This is a genomic window from Neobacillus niacini (assembly GCF_031456445.1).
GTDB classification, from domain to species: Bacteria; Bacillota; Bacilli; order Bacillales; family Cytobacillaceae; genus Neobacillus; species Neobacillus niacini_I.
Window position 1 is genome coordinate 124778 of sequence record NZ_JAVDUQ010000007.1, and the last position, 21010, is coordinate 145787.

The 21010-nt window shown below is 38.3% G+C and carries 25 protein-coding genes; 20 read left to right on the forward strand and 5 right to left on the reverse strand.

Annotated elements, in window-relative coordinates; translation table 11 throughout:
* Positions 1-35: 35 nt before the first annotated feature.
* Positions 36-779: a Crp/Fnr family transcriptional regulator gene (locus J2Y67_RS09150; RefSeq protein ID WP_310173101.1), complete on the reverse strand. Its 744-nt coding sequence runs from the start codon at positions 777-779 to the stop codon at positions 36-38.
* Between the two features lie 265 nt (positions 780-1044).
* On the opposite strand from J2Y67_RS09150, the gene J2Y67_RS09155 reads away from it, so the two are divergent.
* The 11 genes from J2Y67_RS09155 (at position 1045) to J2Y67_RS09205 (ending at position 11096) form a co-directional block, all read left to right on the forward strand.
* Entirely contained in the window at positions 1045-1500 is a 456-nt protein-coding gene (locus J2Y67_RS09155) for a cytochrome C (protein WP_310173103.1), read from the forward strand.
* 18 nt (positions 1501-1518) lie between these two features.
* Positions 1519-3390, forward strand: a complete 1872-nt coding sequence (gene nosZ / locus J2Y67_RS09160) for a Sec-dependent nitrous-oxide reductase (protein WP_310173105.1) — start codon at positions 1519-1521, stop codon at positions 3388-3390.
* A gap of 78 nt (positions 3391-3468) precedes the next feature.
* Positions 3469-4044: a hypothetical protein gene (locus J2Y67_RS09165; RefSeq protein WP_310173107.1), complete on the forward strand. Its 576-nt coding sequence runs from the start codon at positions 3469-3471 to the stop codon at positions 4042-4044.
* Positions 4020-5384 carry a nitrous oxide reductase family maturation protein NosD gene (gene nosD, locus J2Y67_RS09170; RefSeq protein ID WP_310173109.1) on the forward strand — a complete coding sequence of 455 codons (1365 nt, stop codon included), beginning with the start codon at positions 4020-4022 and terminating at the stop codon, positions 5382-5384. Before J2Y67_RS09165 ends, nosD begins: the two co-directional genes overlap by 25 nt.
* Positions 5348-6145 (forward strand): ABC transporter permease, encoded by a 798-nt coding sequence (locus J2Y67_RS09175; protein ID WP_310173111.1) that lies wholly within the window; start codon positions 5348-5350, stop codon positions 6143-6145. The genes nosD and J2Y67_RS09175 overlap by 37 nt, the downstream gene beginning before the upstream one ends.
* The gene (locus J2Y67_RS09180) at positions 6142-6819 is read left to right on the forward strand and encodes an ABC transporter ATP-binding protein (protein ID WP_310173113.1); all 678 of its coding nucleotides are present in this window, start codon (positions 6142-6144) and stop codon (positions 6817-6819) included. Before J2Y67_RS09175 ends, J2Y67_RS09180 begins: the two co-directional genes overlap by 4 nt.
* Complete coding sequence (locus tag J2Y67_RS09185; protein ID WP_310173115.1) at positions 6816-7718, forward strand: FixH family protein; 903 nt, start codon at positions 6816-6818, stop codon at positions 7716-7718. The genes J2Y67_RS09180 and J2Y67_RS09185 overlap by 4 nt, the downstream gene beginning before the upstream one ends.
* 203 nt (positions 7719-7921) lie before the next feature.
* A complete protein-coding gene (locus J2Y67_RS09190; protein WP_310173116.1) occupies positions 7922-8644 on the forward strand; it encodes an ABC transporter ATP-binding protein in 723 nt (240 codons plus the stop codon).
* Positions 8641-9747: an ABC transporter permease gene (locus tag J2Y67_RS09195; RefSeq protein ID WP_310173118.1), complete on the forward strand. Its 1107-nt coding sequence runs from the start codon at positions 8641-8643 to the stop codon at positions 9745-9747. Before J2Y67_RS09190 ends, J2Y67_RS09195 begins: the two co-directional genes overlap by 4 nt.
* Before the next feature lie 16 nt (positions 9748-9763).
* On the forward strand, positions 9764-10414 hold the full coding sequence (locus J2Y67_RS09200; protein WP_310173120.1) for a TetR/AcrR family transcriptional regulator: 651 nt from the start codon (positions 9764-9766) through the stop codon (positions 10412-10414).
* Positions 10415-10811: 397 nt separating this feature from the next.
* Positions 10812-11096, forward strand: coding sequence for a hypothetical protein (locus tag J2Y67_RS09205; protein WP_310173121.1), 285 nt, complete (start codon positions 10812-10814; stop codon positions 11094-11096).
* Positions 11097-11452: 356 nt separating this feature from the next.
* Here the strand turns inward: J2Y67_RS09205 and J2Y67_RS09210 are convergent, their stop codons facing one another.
* Entirely contained in the window at positions 11453-12352 is a 900-nt protein-coding gene (locus tag J2Y67_RS09210) for a helix-turn-helix domain-containing protein (protein ID WP_310173123.1), read from the reverse strand.
* A 160-nt stretch (positions 12353-12512) separates the two neighbouring features.
* On the opposite strand from J2Y67_RS09210, the gene J2Y67_RS09215 reads away from it, so the two are divergent.
* The 7 genes from J2Y67_RS09215 to J2Y67_RS09245 are packed head-to-tail and all read left to right on the forward strand — an operon-like array spanning position 12513 to position 16297.
* Positions 12513-12698 (forward strand): hypothetical protein, encoded by a 186-nt coding sequence (locus J2Y67_RS09215; RefSeq protein WP_310173126.1) that lies wholly within the window; start codon positions 12513-12515, stop codon positions 12696-12698.
* Positions 12699-12736: 38 nt separating this feature from the next.
* The gene (locus J2Y67_RS09220; RefSeq protein WP_310173127.1) at positions 12737-12997 is read left to right on the forward strand and encodes a DUF6677 family protein; all 261 of its coding nucleotides are present in this window, start codon (positions 12737-12739) and stop codon (positions 12995-12997) included.
* A complete protein-coding gene (locus tag J2Y67_RS09225) occupies positions 12994-13545 on the forward strand; it encodes a hypothetical protein (protein WP_310173129.1) in 552 nt (183 codons plus the stop codon). Before J2Y67_RS09220 ends, J2Y67_RS09225 begins: the two co-directional genes overlap by 4 nt.
* Positions 13542-14054, forward strand: coding sequence for a tubby C-terminal domain-like protein (locus J2Y67_RS09230; RefSeq protein ID WP_310173132.1), 513 nt, complete (start codon positions 13542-13544; stop codon positions 14052-14054). The genes J2Y67_RS09225 and J2Y67_RS09230 overlap by 4 nt, the downstream gene beginning before the upstream one ends.
* Positions 14055-14065: 11 nt before the next feature.
* Entirely contained in the window at positions 14066-14392 is a 327-nt protein-coding gene (locus tag J2Y67_RS09235) for a LytTR family DNA-binding domain-containing protein (protein ID WP_310173134.1), read from the forward strand.
* 35 nt (positions 14393-14427) lie between these two features.
* Positions 14428-15342 carry an ABC transporter ATP-binding protein gene (locus tag J2Y67_RS09240; protein WP_310173136.1) on the forward strand — a complete coding sequence of 305 codons (915 nt, stop codon included), beginning with the start codon at positions 14428-14430 and terminating at the stop codon, positions 15340-15342.
* 1 nt (position 15343) lies between these two features.
* Positions 15344-16297: an ABC transporter permease subunit gene (locus J2Y67_RS09245; RefSeq protein ID WP_310173138.1), complete on the forward strand. Its 954-nt coding sequence runs from the start codon at positions 15344-15346 to the stop codon at positions 16295-16297.
* A gap of 215 nt (positions 16298-16512) precedes the next feature.
* Here the strand turns inward: J2Y67_RS09245 and J2Y67_RS09250 are convergent, their stop codons facing one another.
* Positions 16513-16749 (reverse strand): hypothetical protein, encoded by a 237-nt coding sequence (locus J2Y67_RS09250; protein WP_310173140.1) that lies wholly within the window; start codon positions 16747-16749, stop codon positions 16513-16515.
* A 184-nt stretch (positions 16750-16933) separates the two neighbouring features.
* Here J2Y67_RS09250 and J2Y67_RS09255 point away from each other — a divergent pair, with 184 nt between their 5' ends.
* Positions 16934-17089 carry a hypothetical protein gene (locus J2Y67_RS09255; protein ID WP_310173141.1) on the forward strand — a complete coding sequence of 52 codons (156 nt, stop codon included), beginning with the start codon at positions 16934-16936 and terminating at the stop codon, positions 17087-17089.
* A 79-nt stretch (positions 17090-17168) separates the two neighbouring features.
* On the opposite strand, the gene J2Y67_RS09260 is transcribed toward J2Y67_RS09255, so the two are convergent.
* On the reverse strand, positions 17169-18278 hold the full coding sequence (locus J2Y67_RS09260) for a PRK06851 family protein (protein WP_310173144.1): 1110 nt from the start codon (positions 18276-18278) through the stop codon (positions 17169-17171).
* A gap of 171 nt (positions 18279-18449) precedes the next feature.
* Positions 18450-18926, reverse strand: coding sequence for a Cys-tRNA(Pro) deacylase (gene ybaK / locus J2Y67_RS09265; RefSeq protein ID WP_310173146.1), 477 nt, complete (start codon positions 18924-18926; stop codon positions 18450-18452).
* 181 nt (positions 18927-19107) lie between these two features.
* Here ybaK and J2Y67_RS09270 point away from each other — a divergent pair, with 181 nt between their 5' ends.
* Complete coding sequence (locus J2Y67_RS09270; RefSeq protein ID WP_310173149.1) at positions 19108-20895, forward strand: TIGR04190 family B12-binding domain/radical SAM domain protein; 1788 nt, start codon at positions 19108-19110, stop codon at positions 20893-20895.
* The last annotated feature ends 115 nt before the right edge of the window (positions 20896-21010 follow it).

The window sequence follows — 21010 nt, forward strand, 5'->3', positions numbered from 1 at the left end:
AATCTCCTATTTATCTGCGAAGCAGCCCCCACACTCTATAAATCCGGATGCAGCAATGTACAGAACCGGCACCAGTCAAGGATAATGATTTTCCTTGATTTCATATCGATCATTTCCTGTTTCTTTAACTTCGAAAATACACGGCTGACACTTTCCCTCGATGTCCCGACAACGGTGGCAAATTCCTGGACGGTTAGTGGAATTTCGATGTTCCAGCGATTTTGACCGGTATTAAACTTTTTCCCCAAGCGCTCCAATGTCTTAACCGTTTTTGCATAAACATCGAGCAAGGCCACGTCACGAAATTGAGCCGTCATCTCCCTTAGTGAATCACTCATATACCGAATCATTTGAATCGCAAGCTCTGGATAATCATACAAGTCCCGTTCCAACTCATTTTTATTTAGAAAGAGAATCTTCCCATCCTCAAGCATCGTGGCTGTTGCCGGATAGCATTGTGTTTTTTGCGTAAATAAGCACGCTTCCGCAAACACATCTCCTTTTTGTTTGATACAGACAATCACTTCGTTTCCGTTTTCATCCTGCTTCGTCAACTTCACCGCACCGGAATAAATAAAATAAACTCCCCTTGCGACATCATCCTCCGACATGACCCTTTCCCCTTTTTTAAACGAAAAGGTTTGAACCCGTTTCTCGACTAGCTTCAACGAACTTGGTGATAAATCTTGAAAAATGACGATTTTCCGTAAAAAGTCTTCCGTTTTTTCGGTCCTCAATACCACTAAATGCGGATCATTTACAGATTCATTTCGAATCATTTTTTCCACCACCTTTTCATGTTTGAAAACTTAGAAACCACTCTTCCCTCCATTGTATAAAATATCGTTTTCAAAAGAAGTGACATGTTTCACTAATGGTTTCACAAAACGTTCATTTTTCAGAGACCGCGCCAATTAAAGGCTTAACGGGGCGTTTCACAGAACGTTCACACACCCAAATATGGGTGTGAGAAACATCACATTTTTAAACGCTTTCAGAGAATAGGATAAAATTGTTCCATTAGAGATAAAAGGAGGGAAAGAAGTGAATAAGGCAATCATCAGTTTTGTTATTAGTCTTGTAATTGGATTTGGCCTTGGTTACTTAGTGTTTGATGTGATGATGGGAGATTCCGGATCACAACCTCAAGTGGCAGCAAAATCAGATACAAGTACAAAACCAACCACTAAGGATCAAGGCTCAGAATCGAAAGAGACGGCTGCAACGACAACAGCAGTCGACCAGGACAACATCCTTTCAAAAAGAGGCTGCTTAGGCTGCCACTCTGTTGAAGCACTAAACCTTAAGGCCGGCCAAGTAGGTCCTGACTTATCACATGCATTTGTTGAAGTAAAAGATAAACATGGCATGCCGATTGAAAAATTCTTAACAAAGCCAGACTCTGCAGTGATGTCCGGTGTTCTTGGTAAAAAACCATTAACAGATGACGAACGCAAGCAGGTACTTGAAATTCTTAAAAAGGCTTCTGAAGCTAAATAAAAAAGGTGGTGCAACTCAATGAAAAAATGGATTCCAATCGCTTCCGGTCTTGTAGCCGGCTTTGTGGCAGCGACTATTTCCTTTGCAGACTTCTCTTCCACAACAAAAACGACGGAAGCGGCCAATAGCAGCACAAAGAGCAATGCAGAAAAAGTCTATGTCCCATTTGGGCAAAAAGATGATTATTACCTCGTCGATTCCGGTGGTCACTCCGGGCAGCTGTTTATTTATGGTGTGCCATCCATGCGTCACATACGGACGATTCCGGTTTTCTCACCTGACTCTGCAACAGGTTATGGCTTTGACACAAGAACGAAGAAAATGCTTGGCGGCTATACATGGGGAGATCTTCACCATCCTGCCCTATCTGAAACAAATGGTGACTATGACGGTAAATTCCTGTTTGCAACGGACGTAGGAAACAGCCGGGCTGCCGCAATTGATTTAAAAACCTGGACAACACGGGACATTATTAAGGTGCCGAATACGGCCGGTCCGCACTGTGCCGCTTTCGTAACGGAAAATACGGAATACATGTTCCTGCCTACTCGTTTTGCCGTTCCGCTAGGCCAAAAATATGAATCACTAGATGATTACAGTTCAAAATATCGTGGTGTCATGTCAGCAGTAACATTTGATCAGAAAAAAGAAAAGCTAAACATTGCTTATCAAGTCGCTCTTCCGCCATGGTCCTATGATTTATCCGATGCCGGGAAGAAAAGCTCCGGTGATTGGGCCGTTATGACGACCTATAATACGGAAGAATCCACTACAACAATGGAAGTCAATGCATCAAAGGCAGACCGCGACTATATTGTTCTTTTCAACTGGAAAGAGCTTGCGAAAATGGTCAAGGAAGGCAAGTACACAGATGTCAATGGTCAAAAAATGATTTTCCCTGAAAAACAAAAAGGCGGAATCTATTTAGTCCCTGTTGCCAAATCACCTCATGGTGTTGACGTAACTCCTGATGGCAAACATTTCATCGCTTCAGGTAAACTAGCACCTGCGATGACCGTGTTCTCATTTGAAAAAGCATTTAAAGCCGTTGCAAACAAAGATTTCTCCGGCGAAAGAAATGGTATTCCTGTTCTAAACTACAAATCCGTTATGGAACGCGAGGTAAACCCAGAAAACGCACTTGGACCGCTTCATACCCAGTTTGATGATAAAGGTATGGCCTATACGACAATGTTCATTTCATCTGAAGTGGTTAAATGGAATCCTAATACTGGTGAAGTATTAGACCGTGTGCCGGTTCAATATTCACCAGGACACTCTGTTGCAGCTGAAGGTGACACCGTTTCTCCTGATGGACATTGGCTTGTAGCATTAAACAAACTGGCAAAAGATAATTTCTTAACAGTCGGACCTTCTCACCCTGAAACGATGCAGTTAATTGATATAAGCGGCAAGATGAAAGTGGTGGATACAGTTCCTGTTGACCCAGAGCCGCACTATGCGCAAATGATTAAGGCGGACAAAATCAAGTCGATTAATGTGTATCCGAAAGATACAAAAAATCCAGATGCCGTTTACAAAAAGTCCGATACACGAATTGTTCGTAAGGGCAACGAAGTTCATATTTACGGTGTTGCACTGCGCTCAAGATTTATCTTCGATTCCAAAGCAAAACGTCCGGATGAGATTGTAGTAAATCAAGGAGATCATGTATTTATTCACTTAACCAATATTGATATGGATGAAGACATCACCCATGGCTTTGCTATTAACAGTTATAACTTAAATATGGAAGTCCAACCTGGTGAAACCAATACGCTAGAGTTTACCGCTGATAAAGCCGGTACCTTCCCGCTTTATTGCACAAACTTCTGCTCTGCACTGCACCAGGAAATGAATGGTTATTTCCTTGTTAAACCAAAGAACTAAAGAGATGGTGGTGGGTATCAATTCAAGCATTGATACCCTCCTCCATTTCAAAATTTCACTATAAAAGGAGTGGTTAACTTGAATGCCAGTAGTAAAAAACTATCAATCACGTCTTCCTTACTCATTGCTTTAGCCGCTGTATTATTTGCGGTATCAAACTTTTTCCCATGGTGGAAAATGGTGTTTTGGGCCCCACAATACCCGGAAGGATTAAACATTATTGTTTATCCAAACAAGCTCGATGGGGAAATTGATATTATCAACGGGCTGAATCACTATATCGGAATGAGCAATTTCAGTGAAAAGAACTTTCCTGAGCTTTCTTACCTTTCCTATTTGGTGTGGGGGTTGGTAGCCATTACCTTGTTAACAGCCATCCTTAGAAAAAAAGTAGTTCTTTATATACTGATTGGTGCCATTGTGATTGGCGGTGTTCTTGGGGTGTTAGACCTCTATAATGCACTACATGATTACGGAACCAACCTAAGTCCGGATGCACCCATTAAAATTGCTCCGTTTGTACCGCCAATTATCGGCAAAAACCAGGTGGCAAATTTTATTACAAAAAGCCTGCTTGGACCAGGTACCTATTTCTTACTGGCAGCCTTTGTGTTATTACTGATTCCGCTATGGAAGGATCGAAAAAGAAAATGAAAAAATTAACGCTCTTTCTTTTCGTTTTTTCTCTCTTTTTTCTGATTAAGCCTGAGAAAAATATGGCAGCCGAAAGCTTGCAAGCCTTAATCGACTCCGCGAAAGAAGGAGCGGTTCTAAAGCTTGAAAATCAAACCTATGAAGGCAATATCGTCATCGATAAGCCGATTACGTTGATTGGCTCAAAGAACACCGTGATCAAGGGAGACGGAAGCGGAAATGTTATTTCCATTAAGGCACCGCATGTAACAGTAAGCCATCTAACCGTGACAGATGGCAGTATGAACCGCAACTCAGCGGAGGAATACGCAGCGATAAAAATTTACACGAACTACAATGTAGTGGAACATATCACCATCCGCCGTTCCTTTCACGGGATTTATTTAAGCAAAGCCCACTATAATACGATTCGTGATAACCATATTAAAGGGATGGGTAAAGGCGAAATTGCCGCCCAGGGAAATGGTCTGCATGTTTATTACGCGCATGATAACCTGCTCATCCACAACACCATCGAAGGTACGCGTGACGGGATGTTCTTCGATTATGCGAACAACAATCGCAGCATTTCTAATAAAATCAGCCATACCCGCTATGGATTGCATTACATGTATTCAGATGAAAATGTCTTTAAGAAAAATATTTTTACAATGAATGAGGGCGGCGCGGCTGTCATGAATTCCAATCACCTTACATTAGAGGATAATCAATTTATTGTAAACTATGGAAACCAATCATTTGGCTTGCTGCTGCTTCAAGCAAATGATAACAAAATTGAAAATAATACCTTTTACATGAACCAACGAGGTTTATATATAGATCAAGCAACGCGAAATTTATTTCGGCACAACCGCATTATCCAAAATCAAATAGGGATTGAGCTCTGGGCCAGTTCCAATGATGAGACCTTTACGTTAAACCGAATTACCGATAACACGATTCCGGCCGTAACGCTTGGCGGTAAGGGGGAAAACAATTCCTGGAGCATGGACGGCAAAGGAAATGACTGGGGCTCAGCCTTTCCGGTCACTGATTTAAATCAGGACCGCATTGGCGACTTCCCGGTCACCTATCACTCTTCCCTCCATCAATTGATTGAGGACCAGGAATTAACCTATTTATTTTTAAAAAGTCCGGCGATTAAAATCTATGAAAAAATGAACGCCGTGCTGTCAGGGGAAGAAGTGATGTTTCGTGATTCCCATCCATTAGTTAGGAGCGCAAAAGGCAGCCACACAAAAGTTCTATTGATTGTACTAGCCTTCATCGTTTTGTGGCTGCTCACAAAGGGGAGAAAACTACTATGCACTACATTTGGAAGGAATGGAAGGAAAATATAAGAGGAAAAGGGCTCTGGCTTGCGCTTAGCATTATTGTGCTTCTTTCAGTCAGCATTTTGTTCCGGTCGACATCCCTTTCCTATGATAATGGCTTTTATGTTTTAATCATCAACCTGTTTGATACGATTATTTACTTTATTCCAATTCTTTGCTTGTTTATCGGCGCCTTTTCGATCTTTCAAGAAAAAGAACAAAAAACATTGATCATGCTGCTAACGAAAAAGGACCATTATACAAGCTTCTTGTTCAAAAAAAGTCTCGGAATCTATGGGGTCGTTCTTGCACCCTTACTGCTATGGTTTTTCATCTATTTGGTTTTATTGAAATTTAATTTTCAACTAGATTTTAAGGGGTATTTCATCTTTATTTTAGCGATTATTTGCATGACACTCGTGTTCCTCCAGATGGGAGCAGCGATTGGCAGCTTTAGCCGCTCAAGAATGCAAATTATCGGCTATACCATCTTTATCTGGTTTTACTTTTTCTTCTTGCATGATTTTATTCTTTTATCGCTTCTGCCAGACGTAACCCATGAAAATGTAAAACTCTTTTCAGCTGTTTACTTTTTAAATCCTTTACAAGCAGTAAGGATGTTTATCGAAACAGGAACAGGGGTATATTCCTTTGGACATATGTCAAGACTCCTGCAGGCCTTCATGTGGACGAAACCGGGATTCTTCCTTATCGGAAACCTCGTATTCTGGCTTGCACTTTCGTCATTAGCCGCGATTATTTTTCATCGTAAGGAGGGTTTTGAATGATTTCCGTAACCAACTTAAAGCAATCCTTTGGGAAAAAAACGGTCCTGGATTCAGTTGGACTTGAAATCCAGGAGCGGGAAGTCTGCGCTCTGGTCGGGCGAAACGGTGCAGGAAAATCAACGCTCATCAACAGCCTGCTTGGTCTCCTTCCAGTTAAACAAGGCTCGATTAAAATTAACGGAATAGAAGTTTCCAAGAAAAATAACGAATGGAAAAAGGCGATTGCTTACCTGCCGGAAAAATTCATGCTCTATCCGATGCTGACCGGTCTTGAAAACATGAGATTTTTTGCCGAAGCAGTTACCGGGAAAGCCGATGCGAAAAAAATGGAGGAAGTGCTGCAATCTGTCAGCCTGTGGGACGACCGTGATGTCCAGGTGAAACAATATTCAAAAGGGATGCTCCAGCGTTTGGGACTGGCGGTCACGCTTTATCAGGATTCCAGCCTGCTCATCCTAGATGAGCCAACAAGCGGGATTGACCCGATGGGAAGGAAGGAAATTTTAGAGGTGCTGAAATCGCTTCATGATAAAACCATCCTTCTCTCCTCGCACCACTTGGATGAGATCAAACAGATTTGCACCCATGTTGCCTATTTAAACAATGGAAAAATAGAAAAATACACCGTTGGAGAATTTTTACAAACACAAAATCTAGGAGGAATGGGATCATGATGAAGCGGATGATGCTCGCTTTGGTTTTATTGGTTGCGATGCTTACGGGCTGCAGCACCGGTCCTGATTATAAAATTGAGGTTACAAAACCGCTTTATTTCCAAAAGGACAAAGCCATGCCATTTGAGATTAAAGTAACGGAAAACAAAAAGACCGTAAAAGGGCTAAAGGTATCAGTTGAATTATCGATGACCACTATGGACCATGGCAGTTATCAAGCAAAGCTTATAGAGGGCAAAGATGGCACTTATTTCGGAAATATTCAGCTTGAAATGACCGGGAAATATGAAGCCGCGTTTACGTTAGAAAAGGGCGGCGATAAAACAGAAAAAGTAATCGACCTTGAAGTGAAAAAACCGCAGGGTGTTGCCTCCATCAATGGAAAATGGATTACGAATGAGGATTTAGCCTTTTACCGATTGATCAACCAGCTTCAACTCGAGATTAACCGTGAATCAGCCAAGAAGCAATATAACGGCAAGCAATTAGAGGAGGAGCTTACCTACCTAAAATCCCAGGAAAAAATGCTGGATGATAAAAACCAGCTTTTAACCCAAATCATCCGCCTGCGCTCAATGGAAATGCTGGCTGAAGAAAAAGGTCATAAAGCCGACGCTGCCGTTGTTGAACAGCAAATTGAAAAGGTCCGGAAGCAATACAACCAATATACATCAGCAAAAAAATTAATCAAAAAATATGGCGAGGATAAATTTTGGGCTAAGGAGCGCAAACAGTATCAATCGATCGTCCTCATCCAGCAAGTACAGAAGGACTTAATTGCCCAGGCGAAAAAAGATAGCCCAAAAGCCGGTGACCAGGAAATCTACTACGAAGCCCAGCAAAAATACGAAGACCTCCTTGTCTCGCAAATTGACTCACTAAAAATCGTCATTCTCTAAGTTAGGTGAAGGCATCCTGTGAAATTATCGCAGGATGCCTTCCGTTTGTTATCTGCTTGTGCCTTACGCTTTTGTGAAATGGTGAGTCTGGGATTTGTCGGATTTTCGCCAAATTTGTGAGTGATTACTCACTTTACATTTCCGAAGAAAACACCTATTCTATAAATGAGTGATTACTCACTTCCAAAAAGGAGGAGTACAAAATGACAGCCTCGATTATTGTGAATGAAGTTAGCAAAAGCTTTGGGAAAAAACAAGTCTTAAACAACGTAAGTTTAACTATTGAACCCGGTCAGATCTACGGTCTAATCGGCCCATCGGGATCGGGAAAAACCACGTTAGTAAAGATTATCGTCGGCATGGACCGCCCTACAAAAGGAAATGTCACTGTTTTGGATATTCCGGTTCCAAGTCTCAAACTCCTGCAGAGGATTGGCTATATGGCTCAAGCCGATGCGCTTTATAACGACCTAACCGGCGAAGAAAATCTTGCCTTTTTTGCCGCTCTCTTTAAAGTAAAAAAGCAGGAACAAAAAAAACGGATCTCCTATGCGGCCGATTTAGTCAATCTTACTACGGATTTAAAAAAGAAGGTCCAGGCCTATTCAGGGGGAATGAAACGCCGCCTATCACTTGCCGTTGCCTTAATTCAAGATCCGGATGTACTGATTTTGGATGAACCAACCGTCGGAATTGACCCGGAATTACGTTTGTCGATTTGGTCCGAGCTTTACCGCTTAAAGGATGCCGGTAAAGCAATTTTAGTCACAACCCACGTCATGGATGAGGCTGAAAAATGCGACCAGCTGGCCATGGTCCGTGACGGAGAAATCCTTACCAGCGGATCCCCTAAAGAATTGAAAGAACAATACGGAATTACAAGTTTAGAAGAGGTATTTTTAAAGGCGGGTGGGAAAAAATCATGAGAGTAACAGCCCTTGTAAAAAGAATTTTCCGGCAGATGCTCCGTGACAAACGGGCGCTGGCATTAATGATGGTGGCCCCACTATTAATCATGACCCTCCTCCATTATTTATTTAATGGAAACACGATAAAGCCGCGGGTTGGAGTCACAGGCGCCGACACTTCTCTTGTAAAGCAATTAAAAAGCAAGGACCTTATCGTCAAACAATATGATCAGGTGAATAATCCAAAGAACATGGTCGTGAAGGATGATTTAGACGCCTTGCTGCAACTGAAGGATGAAAACATCAATCTCACGCTTAAAAACGATGATCCATCTGCAGCAAAACCGCTGCAAATCAAAATTCAGCAATCGATAGCTGCCGAAAATGCAAAAAAACAAACAGAAAAAATAAAAATATTTATTGGAACGGTACAAAGTAAGCTTCCGGGTGTGCCGGTCAAACTAGATTCAGCGAAGGTCCCTTCAATCCATACTGATTATCTATATGGCAGTAAGGATGCGACTTTTTTTGATAAACTGGGAGCAATTTTTATTGGCTTCTTTGTTTTCTTTTTCGTATTTCTCATTTCCGGGATTGCGCTGTTAAAGGAAAGAACGACCGGGACATTGGATCGGTTAATGGCCACCCCGATTCAAAGAAGGGATCTTGTCTTTGGTTATTTGCTCGGATATGGAATCTTTGCCGTCATTCAAACGGTCATTCTCGTGTTTTTTGCCGTTAATGTTTTAGATATCATGCTGGTGGGTTCCATATGGAATGTTATTTTGATTAATTTAACATTGGCGCTTGTCGCCTTGTCGCTTGGAATTTTGCTATCTGCCTTTGCCAATTCTGAATTCCAGATGATGCAATTTATCCCGATTGTCATCGTTCCGCAAATCTTTTTTGCTGGCATTTTTCCGGTTGAGGGCATGGCAGACTGGCTTCAAATCATTGCCAAATGCATGCCGATGTACTATGGCGGCGATGCCTTGCAAGGCGTGATGTATCGAGGTGAAGGACTAAGTGACATAGGCGGTGACCTCTTGGTCTTACTCGGATTCGCCCTTGTCTTTATTGTTCTGAATGTATTTGCCTTGAAAAAATACCGAAAGATATAATCGAAAGGAGTTGCCCATGTCAGAGGAAGAAGAGTTAATCCAGCAGCTGTTTACTGAAGAAAACGAACTAACCGATAAGCAAAAAAAGATTCTCATCGCTGCGATTGAATCTTTTTCAGAAAAAGGTTATGCCGGTACTTCGACAAATGAAATCGCAAAAAAGGCGGGTGTTGCTGAGGGCACGATATTCCGCCACTATAAGACAAAAAAGGATCTGCTCCTATCCATCGTTGCGCCGATGATGGCAAAATTGATTGCCCCGTTCATCATCCAAGATTTAAATAAAGTTTTAGACCATGAGTTTGACCAGGTAGAGTGTTTTTTAAAAGCGATGATTGAGAACCGCCGGGAGTTTTTAAAAAGACATCTCTCTATTCTAAAAATTTTGCTCCAGGAAATCCCTTTTCAGCCGGAATTAAGGGAACAATTTTTCGAGCATGTCGCGAAAAAAACCTTTGATCGTTTTGTCAATATTATTCAGCACTACCAGCGCAAGGGGCAGATGATTGAAATGCCGCCCGAAAGTGCTGCAAGACTTGCCATAACCACCATTTTCGGCTCATTGGTGGCCCAATATTTACTGTTTCCAAACGCTGAGTGGGATGATGAGGCGGAGACGGAGAGAATGATTCAGTATATGACGCATGGCCTGGGTACAATTAAGTAAGGGGTGGCATCTCTGCCCCCCTTACACAGAACCGTACGTGTGGAACTTCGCATACCGTTCCTCCCCTCAATCCTCTTAGCGACATAGTTGTAAAAAAGACTCGATACTGACTCATCCAAGGTTGAAAAGTACGCATTATCTAAAGCTCCATGGACCATGGGGCTTTTTAAGCTTCTTCAGGCAAACATTCTTATCCCTAAACTCTCCTTAGTTGTACCATCCTAAGTCTTCTTAGCCTAAACCCTAAACTATAAAAACTGAAAATTCGCCAATTTAATTTAAAATTCTTATATTTTAAACACAAAAAACCATATATTGGTTAATTTTGACTGTTTGTGTAGAAAAAGCTTGTACAATTTATTTGTAATCAAAAATAATTTTTTGGAGGTAATTCTTTATGTGGTACAACGCTTTTACAGGAACTTCAAGTCTTGCAGATGCAGCATGGTCAATCGCTCAATTAGCTTTTAGAAAGTTTAATATTGTAGGAGATGTCACTTCTCTATACAATAGCTTACTATGGAAATTTAGAGCCATTTATAACTCGTTTGGCGGAGATTTTTCTTGGGCGGATCTTGGTGGAGTTATCTTGGACTTAGGTGAGTTTCTTCTTAATTTTATTCCGGCTGGAAAACTTGCAGACATAGTAACGTTCCTTTGGGGTGCAGCAAATATTTTATAAGGTCATTGAAAAGAGCCTTGAGTGTATCAAGGCTCTTTTCATATCCGATTTTTTCCAAATGCGTTATACTATTCAATAACAAAGTTTATATTTTACATTTTAAAATGAGGTGAGGACCAATGAGTAACATTTCTCGAGAATTCACAATAAACCGTAAAAATGGTTCGGTTACTATTTATACTGACCCTACAATGGTTCTTAGAATTAAAAAAAGTAAAAAGGATAAAGAGAAAATTACTATCGAATTACATAGCACGATTAATGGTCGATTAAGCATGGACATCTATCCCGACTTATTAAAAACAATAATAAATGAATTAGAATAATATTTCTCCCTAAAAATTAGTTTTGATAATTTAAAAGACAAATATTTGCTCTTTTTTCATTTGATTTAGCTTATCTTTAACGATCTCTATAAATACTGCCTTATTTTCTATCTCAAATAGCTCTTTAGATTTGGAGTACAGCTTTACTGCTTTTTTAATATCGTTGTGCTTTTCATAATTTTGTGCAGTTTGATAATAAAGTTCCCCTAATAGATATAAAACTTCTTGATTAATACACAGATGAATACCTCGATTACACAAAGAAATAGATTGTTGAAAATCATCTATTTTATAATAACTCTTGGCTAGACCGTAACAAAGCCTTATTTCTATTTTAGGGTCCCGTACATCAATTAACTTGTCTAGTTTAGAAAATGCTTGATGATATTTTTGAATGGATTTTGTATACTGTTTTACTTCATTGTAGATAATTGCGATACTATTTAAGATTTCTATCTCCTGTAACTTTACATTCACTTTATTTAAGTTAGTGTTCATTTCCAAAGCATTTTGAAGGGTGGTTAATGATTTTTTAAAATCACCCTTGTTGTAATATTCTATAATACCAAGGTGCCATAGAAGAAATTGTCGATTATGCGCTACCTTAAAGGCAGGATTGTTTTCCTCTGCAACTATAATCCTCTCAACTTCTTCATAATCTCTTTCCCTTATAGCTTTACGAATTTGAAATTTCACTTCGCTTATATAGTCAGGACGAATGTTATATGCCTGTTCATAAAAGTAATTCACATCAACACCTAATTTATTTGCTAATTCATAGAGAGTTGTACTCAAAGGTAAGACTCTCCCTTTTTCAATATTACTTATTTGTGCCTGAGTAATGATACCTTGAGCCAGTTGTGCCTGTGTTAGGCCTGCTTGTTGACGTAAGTATCTTATTTGTTCTCCAATTACTTTAGATTTATCCACAACAAGGCTCTCCTCTCAATATTAATACAATTATATTTTAAAATAAAAACACTAAAAATATTGTAAAAATAATCACAATTTACTATGTTTTTCCTATTATCGACAAAAACACTGACTTTTATATTAGTATATAATCCGATTAAGAACGGGGGGGATTAGTTTGAAAAAAATTTTATTAAAATCATTTTTTGCATTTACTTTACTTCTTTCTCTGACGCCTAATCATCTGGATAAAATCGCCAATATTTATAATTATTTATCTAAAAAAAATGATGTAAATATTTTTTGTGATTTACCAAATCAACATTCTCTAATTAGAGATGAATTAAATACTTTTTTGAACTAAATAAAGGCGGAAAAATCATATTTAAGGAGGAGTAATTAATGAAAAAGGCATGGCTAGCTTTAGTAGCTTCTTTTATTTTCCCAGGAGTTGGGCACTTTTATTTAGGACGTATTAAGAAGGGAATATTATTAATTGCAATATATATTATTTCTCTTTTATTAACAGGATTTCTAGTGGGATATATTCCCCTAATTATTGTATGGATCTATTCGATGATCGATTCTTACAAATTAGTTCCTATAGTAAATAGAGACTATAACAGCAACTTTGTTAAAAATGTACGAGGAGAATATCAGTGAAAAAAAACATATTATATTTTTCTCTATACTTTTCACTTACCATTTTGATCATTGTTTATAGCTTTTTAAACGGCTCGATGTTAGAAGAAAAGATCGTTGAATTAAAATTTCTCTATTTGGAAGATGCAATATATATTTTTGCTATAAATTCTCTTCAAGTGTTATTTTGGTTTTTGCTATCTCCATTTGGATTATCTCTACCATTTATCTTTAAGTTTATATACAGCATGGGACAAGCACCTCACAACACCGAAATCGATGGATTTTGGTACTACTTGAGTTCTATTGCTCACGGGGTAGGGGAAATAATCGTATCCTTTATTGTATTTATGTTTACGATTAAGCAATTTTATTTTTTCTACCTTTTCCTTAAGACAAAACAAGCGAATGACTTAAAAAGGCTTTACATAGAATTGCTAAAGAAATATATACCCATTTCGATAATAATTCTTTTTATAAGCGCCATTTTTGAAGTGTATATATCAAATAGAATCATTTTAAATATACAGTCATTCGGATTAATGGATTGGATGGGGGCAATTTTATGATTTATCATTTCATGCAGCCATTATTGAAACAATCATTAAAACCATATGAAATAACAAATAAAAAAGAAGAGGTGATTGGATCCATTCAACGCTTTTACCAAAATAAACTCCAGCGATGGATTGATTTCTTTGTAGATGGTTTTTTTCTTCACATTAAAGTACATGGCAAAGACTCGGCTATTAAAGTCCAAGCTATTCAGGACTTTACCTTAATTAAAGACAGATGGGAAATTCATGAAAGTAACCAAATTCATATTTTAAAGGATATAACAAAAATTAAAACGAATCCGCGTTATTCGTTTTTTTACAAAGGAAAAGAATATTTAATTTACAAAGATTATCTGGATAAATTTATAAGAATTAAAGAAGTCCATTCAAATAAGATTATTTCTGAATTTGAATATAAAACAATTACTCCCCCAAGGAAAGTTTCTATAACGATATTAGATCCTGTTTTAGATTTATATTTATCCTCGTGTCTGTACACGCTCATATCTATTAAATATTAGGGAGGATAAGAATGAAAGTTGAAGAGAAAAGCGGAAAACTGATTGTAAAAAAAAGAAATAAAATTATTTTAGTAAATTTAAATGAGATCGTTTATATTGAGCGAACAGGAACAAATAGTGTTATTAATACTTTTGTTGAAGAAATTCCTATAAACATTACTCTTAAAGAATTGGAGAATTTATTATCTGAAGATTTTGTTAGAGTACATAGATCATTTATTGTAAACAAATTGCTGCTTAAAGAATTAAACACTCTTAATGAAAATACTTACGAAGCTGTTTTTTCAGAAGAAAAAACAGCTTTAGTCAACAGAAAGCTAATTAATTTAATTTGGTGATTGCGATTCAGCAGTTAAAACGCAAGGAGGTTAACATGTCTTCACCAATTGTTAAAGTAAATGATCTTACAAAAAAAATAAAAAATAAAGAAATTGTCAAAAATATTAATTTTGATATCCATAAAGGTGAAATCTTGGGTTTTTTAGGTCCTAATGGTTCAGGAAAAACTACTGTTATGAAAATGATGGTTGGTTTGATGTCTATTAGTGAGGGAGATGTACTCATAAACAATAAAAGTATTAAAAAACAAAAAGAAAAGGCACTTAGATATGTTGGCGGAGTGATTGAGTACCCCGAACTATACAAATTTTTATCAGGTTTCGAAAATCTGCTGTACTTCCAAAGAATTACAGATAACATGGATAAAGAAAGGATATTACATTTAGCGAATTTAGTAGGATTATCCGAAGCTATCCATGACAAAGTTAAAACATATTCATTAGGTATGAAACAAAGGTTAGGAATTGCTCAAGCACTAATTTCATCACCCGATTTATTAATTTTAGATGAACCAACTAACGGGTTAGATCCTGCTGGCATTCTTGAAATTAGGGAATACCTTTTAAAAATAGCTAAGGAAGAAAATATTGCTATTTTCATTTCAAGTCATTTGTTATCTGAGATGGAAAATATATGTGACCGCTTGATTTTTATTCAGAAAGGTCAAATCATAGATACTGAATATAAGAATTTTTCCAATGAATCTCCTGCACATCATTACATCAATGTTTCGTTAAATGTAGCTCCCCTTAGTTTGGTTCGTCAATTACTAAAGGAAATGGGAATAGATGCTAAAGAGGATCAAGGCAAATTGATCATTTACACCCATTACGACCATATTCCTGAAGTAGTAGATAAACTTGTGTCTAATGGGGTCAAAATATACTCCATCTCTCCTGTTAATGAATCTCTTGAAGAAAGATACCTAGCAAAGATTGGGGGCTATTGAAGTGAAGTTATTTTTACAATTGGTTCGAAACGAAAATATGAAACTCTACAAGCAGAAAATGACCTGGATTATGGTTGCCATACTTATTTCAATTATTGTTCTAACTTTAATTGTGACGTTTAAAACCGAGGCAAAGCAGCCTACTGATTGGAGAGGCTCTTTAAAATTAAGAAACGAAGTATTAGTACAGCAATTGGCTGATAAAGATATTCCTGAAGATTACAAAAACAATACTATTCAAAAGGAAATAAATCTAAATAATTATAGGTTAGATAATAATATTAGCCCGCTTTATAAAAATAGTGCCTTAGGATTTGTACAAACTACCATTGGTTATACAGGGTTAATAACACTTTTTATAATAATCATATCATCTAGTATTGTTTCTCAAGAATATACATGGGGAACAATTAAATTACTTTTAATGAGACCAGTAAACAGATGGAAATTCCTTCTAGCAAAATTTATTGCTTTGATATTAAATGCTTTTTATTTATTTATTATGTTATTTTGTTTGTCTTTGCTTGTAGGATTTAGTGTATTTGGTTTAGATACCCCAACTTTGCGTTATGTATATACAATTAACGGTGAAATTAAGGATGTCTTTATCTTTACTCATTTTTTACAGTACTTTGGTTCAAAGTATATTGGCTTAGTGATGATTGCAAGTTTTGCTTTTATGATATCTACAATATTCAAAAAAAATACTCTCGCTGTTGCCTTAAGTATCTTTATTCAATTTACTGGATCTCTCGCTAGTGGTGTACTAGATTTGTTGGATAAGGATATTGCGAAATTTATGTTCTTCACAAATACAAACTTATATCAATATGTAGAAGGGAATCCACCGGAAGGTTTAACTTTGATGTTTTCAATACTAATATTATTAGTTTATTTTGTTTTATTTAAATTAATAGCGTTTTTAACATTTGAAAAACGGGATATAGTAACATAATTATATTTTTTATTGAATAAATCTTAATTTTATAGACGAATAAACGAATTACAAAATGGATGCTTATTTTAGAGTGTTGACCATATGCAAAAAGTAAGATGGCAACTGGACTTGCATTCAAGGTGATAAAGCCCCCAAACGCGGCTTCGAGCAGTATGTAAGCCTTGGTGAACGTCTTATAAGTAAGCACGCTAAGCTCTCTAGCGTGCTTTTTCCTACTTTTCTTCCGGTGTATTCAAAATTTTAATTGTTTTAAAACCGAGATTGATTTTGTAATTTAAATTCCAGCTTCCTCCCAGAATTTCAATCTCACTCTCTTGGAGGGAGAAGCGAAGAACCACATCATGGTCTTCATCGATGATCACGTAAGCATTTTTATTCGAAAAAATTTGATACAATGGGTGCGATATAATAGTCCAGCCATGTAATAATTTATTGCTTTTTGTACTCATCCTTACCCTGCCTTTTTGGTAAATTATATAACAAAGCAGCCGCCTTGTTAACTCTTCCCACTTGTTATTTTCATTTTAAAATAGTTAGTCTAGTTATTGCCACTTTTAGGAGGAAACAATCGTGTGCATAAACAATTGAACACATGCCAAACTATAGGTTAGTGAATAGGAAAGGAGCTTGACCATGACAAAGAAGTATAACAAAGGCAGCGGCAATCAAAATTCTCCACGTGCCGGGCAGACGCAAGCGGAGTTCGCCAGTGAATTTGTCAGCGGGGACAACAGTAAGGGCAACAAAAAGAATGTAAAAGCCCAGCAAAGTCCGAATCCAAAGCAATAAAAGCCAGGCGCTTGCCTGGCTCACTGTTTTGAAGAGTTTTACTAGTGGGATTTTCTGATTTCCTAAACCTGCCCATTTCTTACGATTTAACCTCTACCAAATCCCCCAACTCATTGATTTTCTCACAAATTTGACTTTTGATTTTTTCCACCACCGAAAAATCCATGGCAGAAACATAGATTTCTTCAAGCTCATCATGCAAATCCTTTGCCCTAGCGAGATAGGAGGTCGCTTCGGTCATTTTCGCCTTATACTTCCCGGAAATTTCACTTATAAAATCCGCGTAAATTTCATCTGTTCCAGGTTCAATCAAAAGTTCATACATATCAATAATTTCATCGCCATCACGGCTAGGGAAATACTCATGCGGAGCGGTGCTGTCAAAGATGGCAATTTCCAGTTCTCTAAGAATAACCATATCCAAGCTGTTCGGATCAAAACCGCAGTGATAAATCTCGACATCGACCCCTCTTTCTTCAGCTGCCGCCGCAAGCTTTTTCAGCATCGTAGATTTCCCGGAACCCGGTCGGCCTTTGATAAAATAGCGCTCCATAATCTCTTCTGTTAAATTCGGCACAAAATCTACAGCACCCATCGGTGTGGCCGCTCCTAAAAAGCGATGGCGGATATCGGCTTTTTTATTCAATTTCATTTTTCCAAAGAAATTTTCAATCAGTTTATTCGTTAATTGATCAGCCTTTTTAAAATCCATACTGCCAATGTAAATTTTCTCCCAATCATCATGAATTTCCAATGCTTCTTTAAACATAGCATAGGCTGTTTGGAAGGACTCACTGATTTGATTTGTCAGGCGTTGAATTTTATTTTTATGAAAGCGCAGTTTTTGTGAATTCCATGCTTCTCCAAGGTTAATATACTCTTCCACTGCACCCGGCGCTTGCGGTTCAATGACATGCGGAGCAGTTCCATCGACAATTCCGACCTTTAATGCCGATATGATCACGCCGTCAATCGAGTCATTATCTGAGGAGCAATGGAGGAATTCGATATTGTAGCCTTTTTCCAGCCATTCATTGCCGATTTTTTTCATTAAGGAGGATTTTCCTGTTCCCGGCCCCCCTTTTAAAATAAATAAGCGGTCAAGCCCTTGAAGATTGGAATCATACAGGCTATGAAATCCCCTGGCTGTATTGCCACCGGCGAAATAATTTTTAACTTTTCCAACCACTTAACGACACTCCCTTTATCGGCCGATAGGAAAATTTACTTTCCCATCAGGCATAAGTGCAACTACGCCTCATGAACCGCCCTTACAGGCTCGCCAGTCGGCGAGTTTTCTTTATGACATTTTCACCTTATCATATGCGAGTGCCTTTTATAGGTGAATGCCTATAGCCTATTATTTTGTAAGATCGGCGAATTCGGCTTTTGCCGTTTCTTTTAAATGCTCGGGCTTTAATACGATTTGTACACCAATTTTTCCTGCGCTTACGACCATTACGTCAAACTGTTTCGCTGCCTCTGCGATAAAGGTTTTATAATCCTTTTTCATTCCAACCGGGGAGCAGCCGCCACGGATGTAACCGGTCCATTTTTGGATGTCCTTCACCGGAATCATTTCTACCTTCTTCTCACCGGAAACCTTTGCGGCCTTTTTTAGATCCAATTCTTCCTCAACAGGAATGACAAATACATAGATGTTTTTCGATATCCCTTGGGCCACGAGCGTTTTGTATACTTCTTTTGGATCCCTGCCAATTTTTTCAGCAACAGACACTCCATCAATTTTTCCGTCGTTGTGATCGTATGTATGCATTTCATAGGGAATCTTCTTTGCATCAAGAATCCGCATTGCGTTTGTTTTAATCTGTGCCATGGTCATCATCCTTAATGAAAATTATTATTGTCATTATACCAAATTTGAATAAACCCGCTCACAAAATGATCCAAAAACTGTCACCTGATTGCCACTCACTAGAACAATGGATGTAGTAAACTGTAATAAACTAGAAAACTTCCAAGATTCCTGCAGACACTTTGGATTGAGGGTGGTTGGTTTGAAATACGATTTGGTTCTTTTACATGCACCAAGTGTCTATGATTTTCGGAAAAATTCTTTGCTTGCCGGCCCGATTAGTGATGTCGTTCCGTCATCCCCAGTTTTCGAAATGTATCCAATCGGATTAACAAGTATCGCCGATTATTTAGAACGATACGGGCTAAAAGTCCGAATCATTAATATTGCCAATCGGATGCTGATGAATCCGAATTTTAATGTTGAAAAAAAATTGCGCAGCCTGAACACAAGAGCGTTTGGGATTGACCTGCACTGGCTGCCCCATGCCCACGGCAGTATTGAACTCGCTAAAATAGTGAAACAACTCCATCCAGATACCCCTATCATATTCGGCGGATTATCTGCCACCTACTACCACAAAGAATTAATTGAATACCCATTTATCGATTTCGTCATGCGCGGGGATTCGACGGAAAAGCTAATGCTTCTCCTGATAAATAAACTCGAAGCAGGTAACACCCATTACGCAGACATCCCGAACCTTACCTGGAAAAAAGAAAGCCAAAAGGGCTATAATCCGATTACGTATGTTCCAAAGGATTTAGATGAGTTTGACGTCCCAGGCTATCGTTATACGATTCGCTCCGTATTTAAGTACCGCAACTTCCTGGATCCCATCCCCTATAATGGCTGGCTGCAGTACCCTAATACAGCCTTACTTACAGCGCGGGGCTGCACGCAAAATTGCCTGATTTGCGGCGGATCGCGGGATGCCTACAATGAAAATTGTAAGCGGAACCATCTTGCTCTTAGGTCACCCGCCAAGCTCGTCGAAGACATAAAATTCATTCAGCGTTTCAGCCGGGCGCCCATTTTTATTCTGCACGATATCCGCCAGGGAGGGGAGGATTATGTCAATGAATTCCTTCGTCTTCTGAAAAACATTGATCTGAAAAATGAAATTGTCTTTGAATTATTCCAATATGCCGACGAACATTTTTTTGAAAAATTACAGGAAAGCGTTCCGAAATACAGTATTGAAATTACCCTCGAAACCTATGATGAGAACTTAAGACGTATCAACGGAAAGTTCAGCTGTACGAATCAAAAAGTGATAAATACATTAATCTATGCCTTAAAGCATGGCTGTAAAAAAGTTGATTTATTTTTTATGGTGGGAATACCGGGGCAGACTTATGAAAGTGCCTTAAAAAATATTGCGTTTTGCGAGCAAATTCATCTTGCCTGCAGGCGCGACCCCAGACTATTTTATTTTGTGGCACCGCTTGCCCCGTTCCTCGACCCTGCAAGTCCTGCCTTTGAGCATCCGGAAATATACGGGTACAAAAAGTTCTGTCATACGCTTGAGGACCACCGCAGGGCGATCACACAGCCCTCATGGAAGCATATGCTGAGCTACGAAACCAATGAAATGTCAAGGGATGGTATCGTTTCTGCGACATACGCCGCAGCTAATCTACTGAATGAGTTTAAATTGAAATACAACCTTATTGACAAAGATGCCTATACCGAAATTAAGCGAAAAATCGAGCAATCATTGGCCTATATTGAAAAAATAGATCAGATTATTACACTGCCCAAGGAACAGCAAGTGGATGAATTTGCAAAACTTAAAAGGGAGATAGAGGAGTTAAACCATTATAGTATTTGTGGGAAGAATGAGTTAAAGTGGGAAGTTCAAAAAAATTATGCCAATATTTTTTCGCTTGCATCAATCGGGATTGAGCAGCTGTGTGAGGATTATGCGATTAAAATCAGGCATAAACTGAGTCCCAATTTAAGAGAAAGAGTGAATCTTGATTTATAAAAAAGAAAGGTATTGGGGTTTAAAATGTACCCTATAGAGTAGACACTTTGAAAAAAGGTCTACCTATAGGGTACTTTTTTGTATAATTAATAAAAAATCATTTAGATAATGGGGA

Coding starts and splice junctions, on each gene's coding strand:
- J2Y67_RS09190 (WP_310173116.1), top strand. CDS start 7,922: ATGACAGCCTCGATTATTGTGAATGAAGTTAGCAAAAGCTTTGGGAAA.
- nosZ (WP_310173105.1), top strand. CDS start 1,519: ATGAAAAAATGGATTCCAATCGCTTCCGGTCTTGTAGCCGGCTTTGTG.
- ybaK (WP_310173146.1), bottom strand. CDS start 18,926: ATGGCACAGATTAAAACAAACGCAATGCGGATTCTTGATGCAAAGAAG.
- J2Y67_RS09200 (WP_310173120.1), top strand. CDS start 9,764: ATGTCAGAGGAAGAAGAGTTAATCCAGCAGCTGTTTACTGAAGAAAAC.
- J2Y67_RS09220 (WP_310173127.1), top strand. CDS start 12,737: ATGAAAAAGGCATGGCTAGCTTTAGTAGCTTCTTTTATTTTCCCAGGA.
- J2Y67_RS09180 (WP_310173113.1), top strand. CDS start 6,142: ATGATTTCCGTAACCAACTTAAAGCAATCCTTTGGGAAAAAAACGGTC.
- J2Y67_RS09150 (WP_310173101.1), bottom strand. CDS start 779: ATGATTCGAAATGAATCTGTAAATGATCCGCATTTAGTGGTATTGAGG.
- J2Y67_RS09205 (WP_310173121.1), top strand. CDS start 10,812: ATGTGGTACAACGCTTTTACAGGAACTTCAAGTCTTGCAGATGCAGCA.
- nosD (WP_310173109.1), top strand. CDS start 4,020: ATGGAAGGATCGAAAAAGAAAATGAAAAAATTAACGCTCTTTCTTTTC.
- J2Y67_RS09255 (WP_310173141.1), top strand. CDS start 16,934: ATGACAAAGAAGTATAACAAAGGCAGCGGCAATCAAAATTCTCCACGT.
- J2Y67_RS09195 (WP_310173118.1), top strand. CDS start 8,641: ATGAGAGTAACAGCCCTTGTAAAAAGAATTTTCCGGCAGATGCTCCGT.
- J2Y67_RS09175 (WP_310173111.1), top strand. CDS start 5,348: ATGCACTACATTTGGAAGGAATGGAAGGAAAATATAAGAGGAAAAGGG.
- J2Y67_RS09235 (WP_310173134.1), top strand. CDS start 14,066: ATGAAAGTTGAAGAGAAAAGCGGAAAACTGATTGTAAAAAAAAGAAAT.
- J2Y67_RS09185 (WP_310173115.1), top strand. CDS start 6,816: ATGATGAAGCGGATGATGCTCGCTTTGGTTTTATTGGTTGCGATGCTT.
- J2Y67_RS09250 (WP_310173140.1), bottom strand. CDS start 16,749: ATGAGTACAAAAAGCAATAAATTATTACATGGCTGGACTATTATATCG.
- J2Y67_RS09240 (WP_310173136.1), top strand. CDS start 14,428: ATGTCTTCACCAATTGTTAAAGTAAATGATCTTACAAAAAAAATAAAA.
- J2Y67_RS09230 (WP_310173132.1), top strand. CDS start 13,542: ATGATTTATCATTTCATGCAGCCATTATTGAAACAATCATTAAAACCA.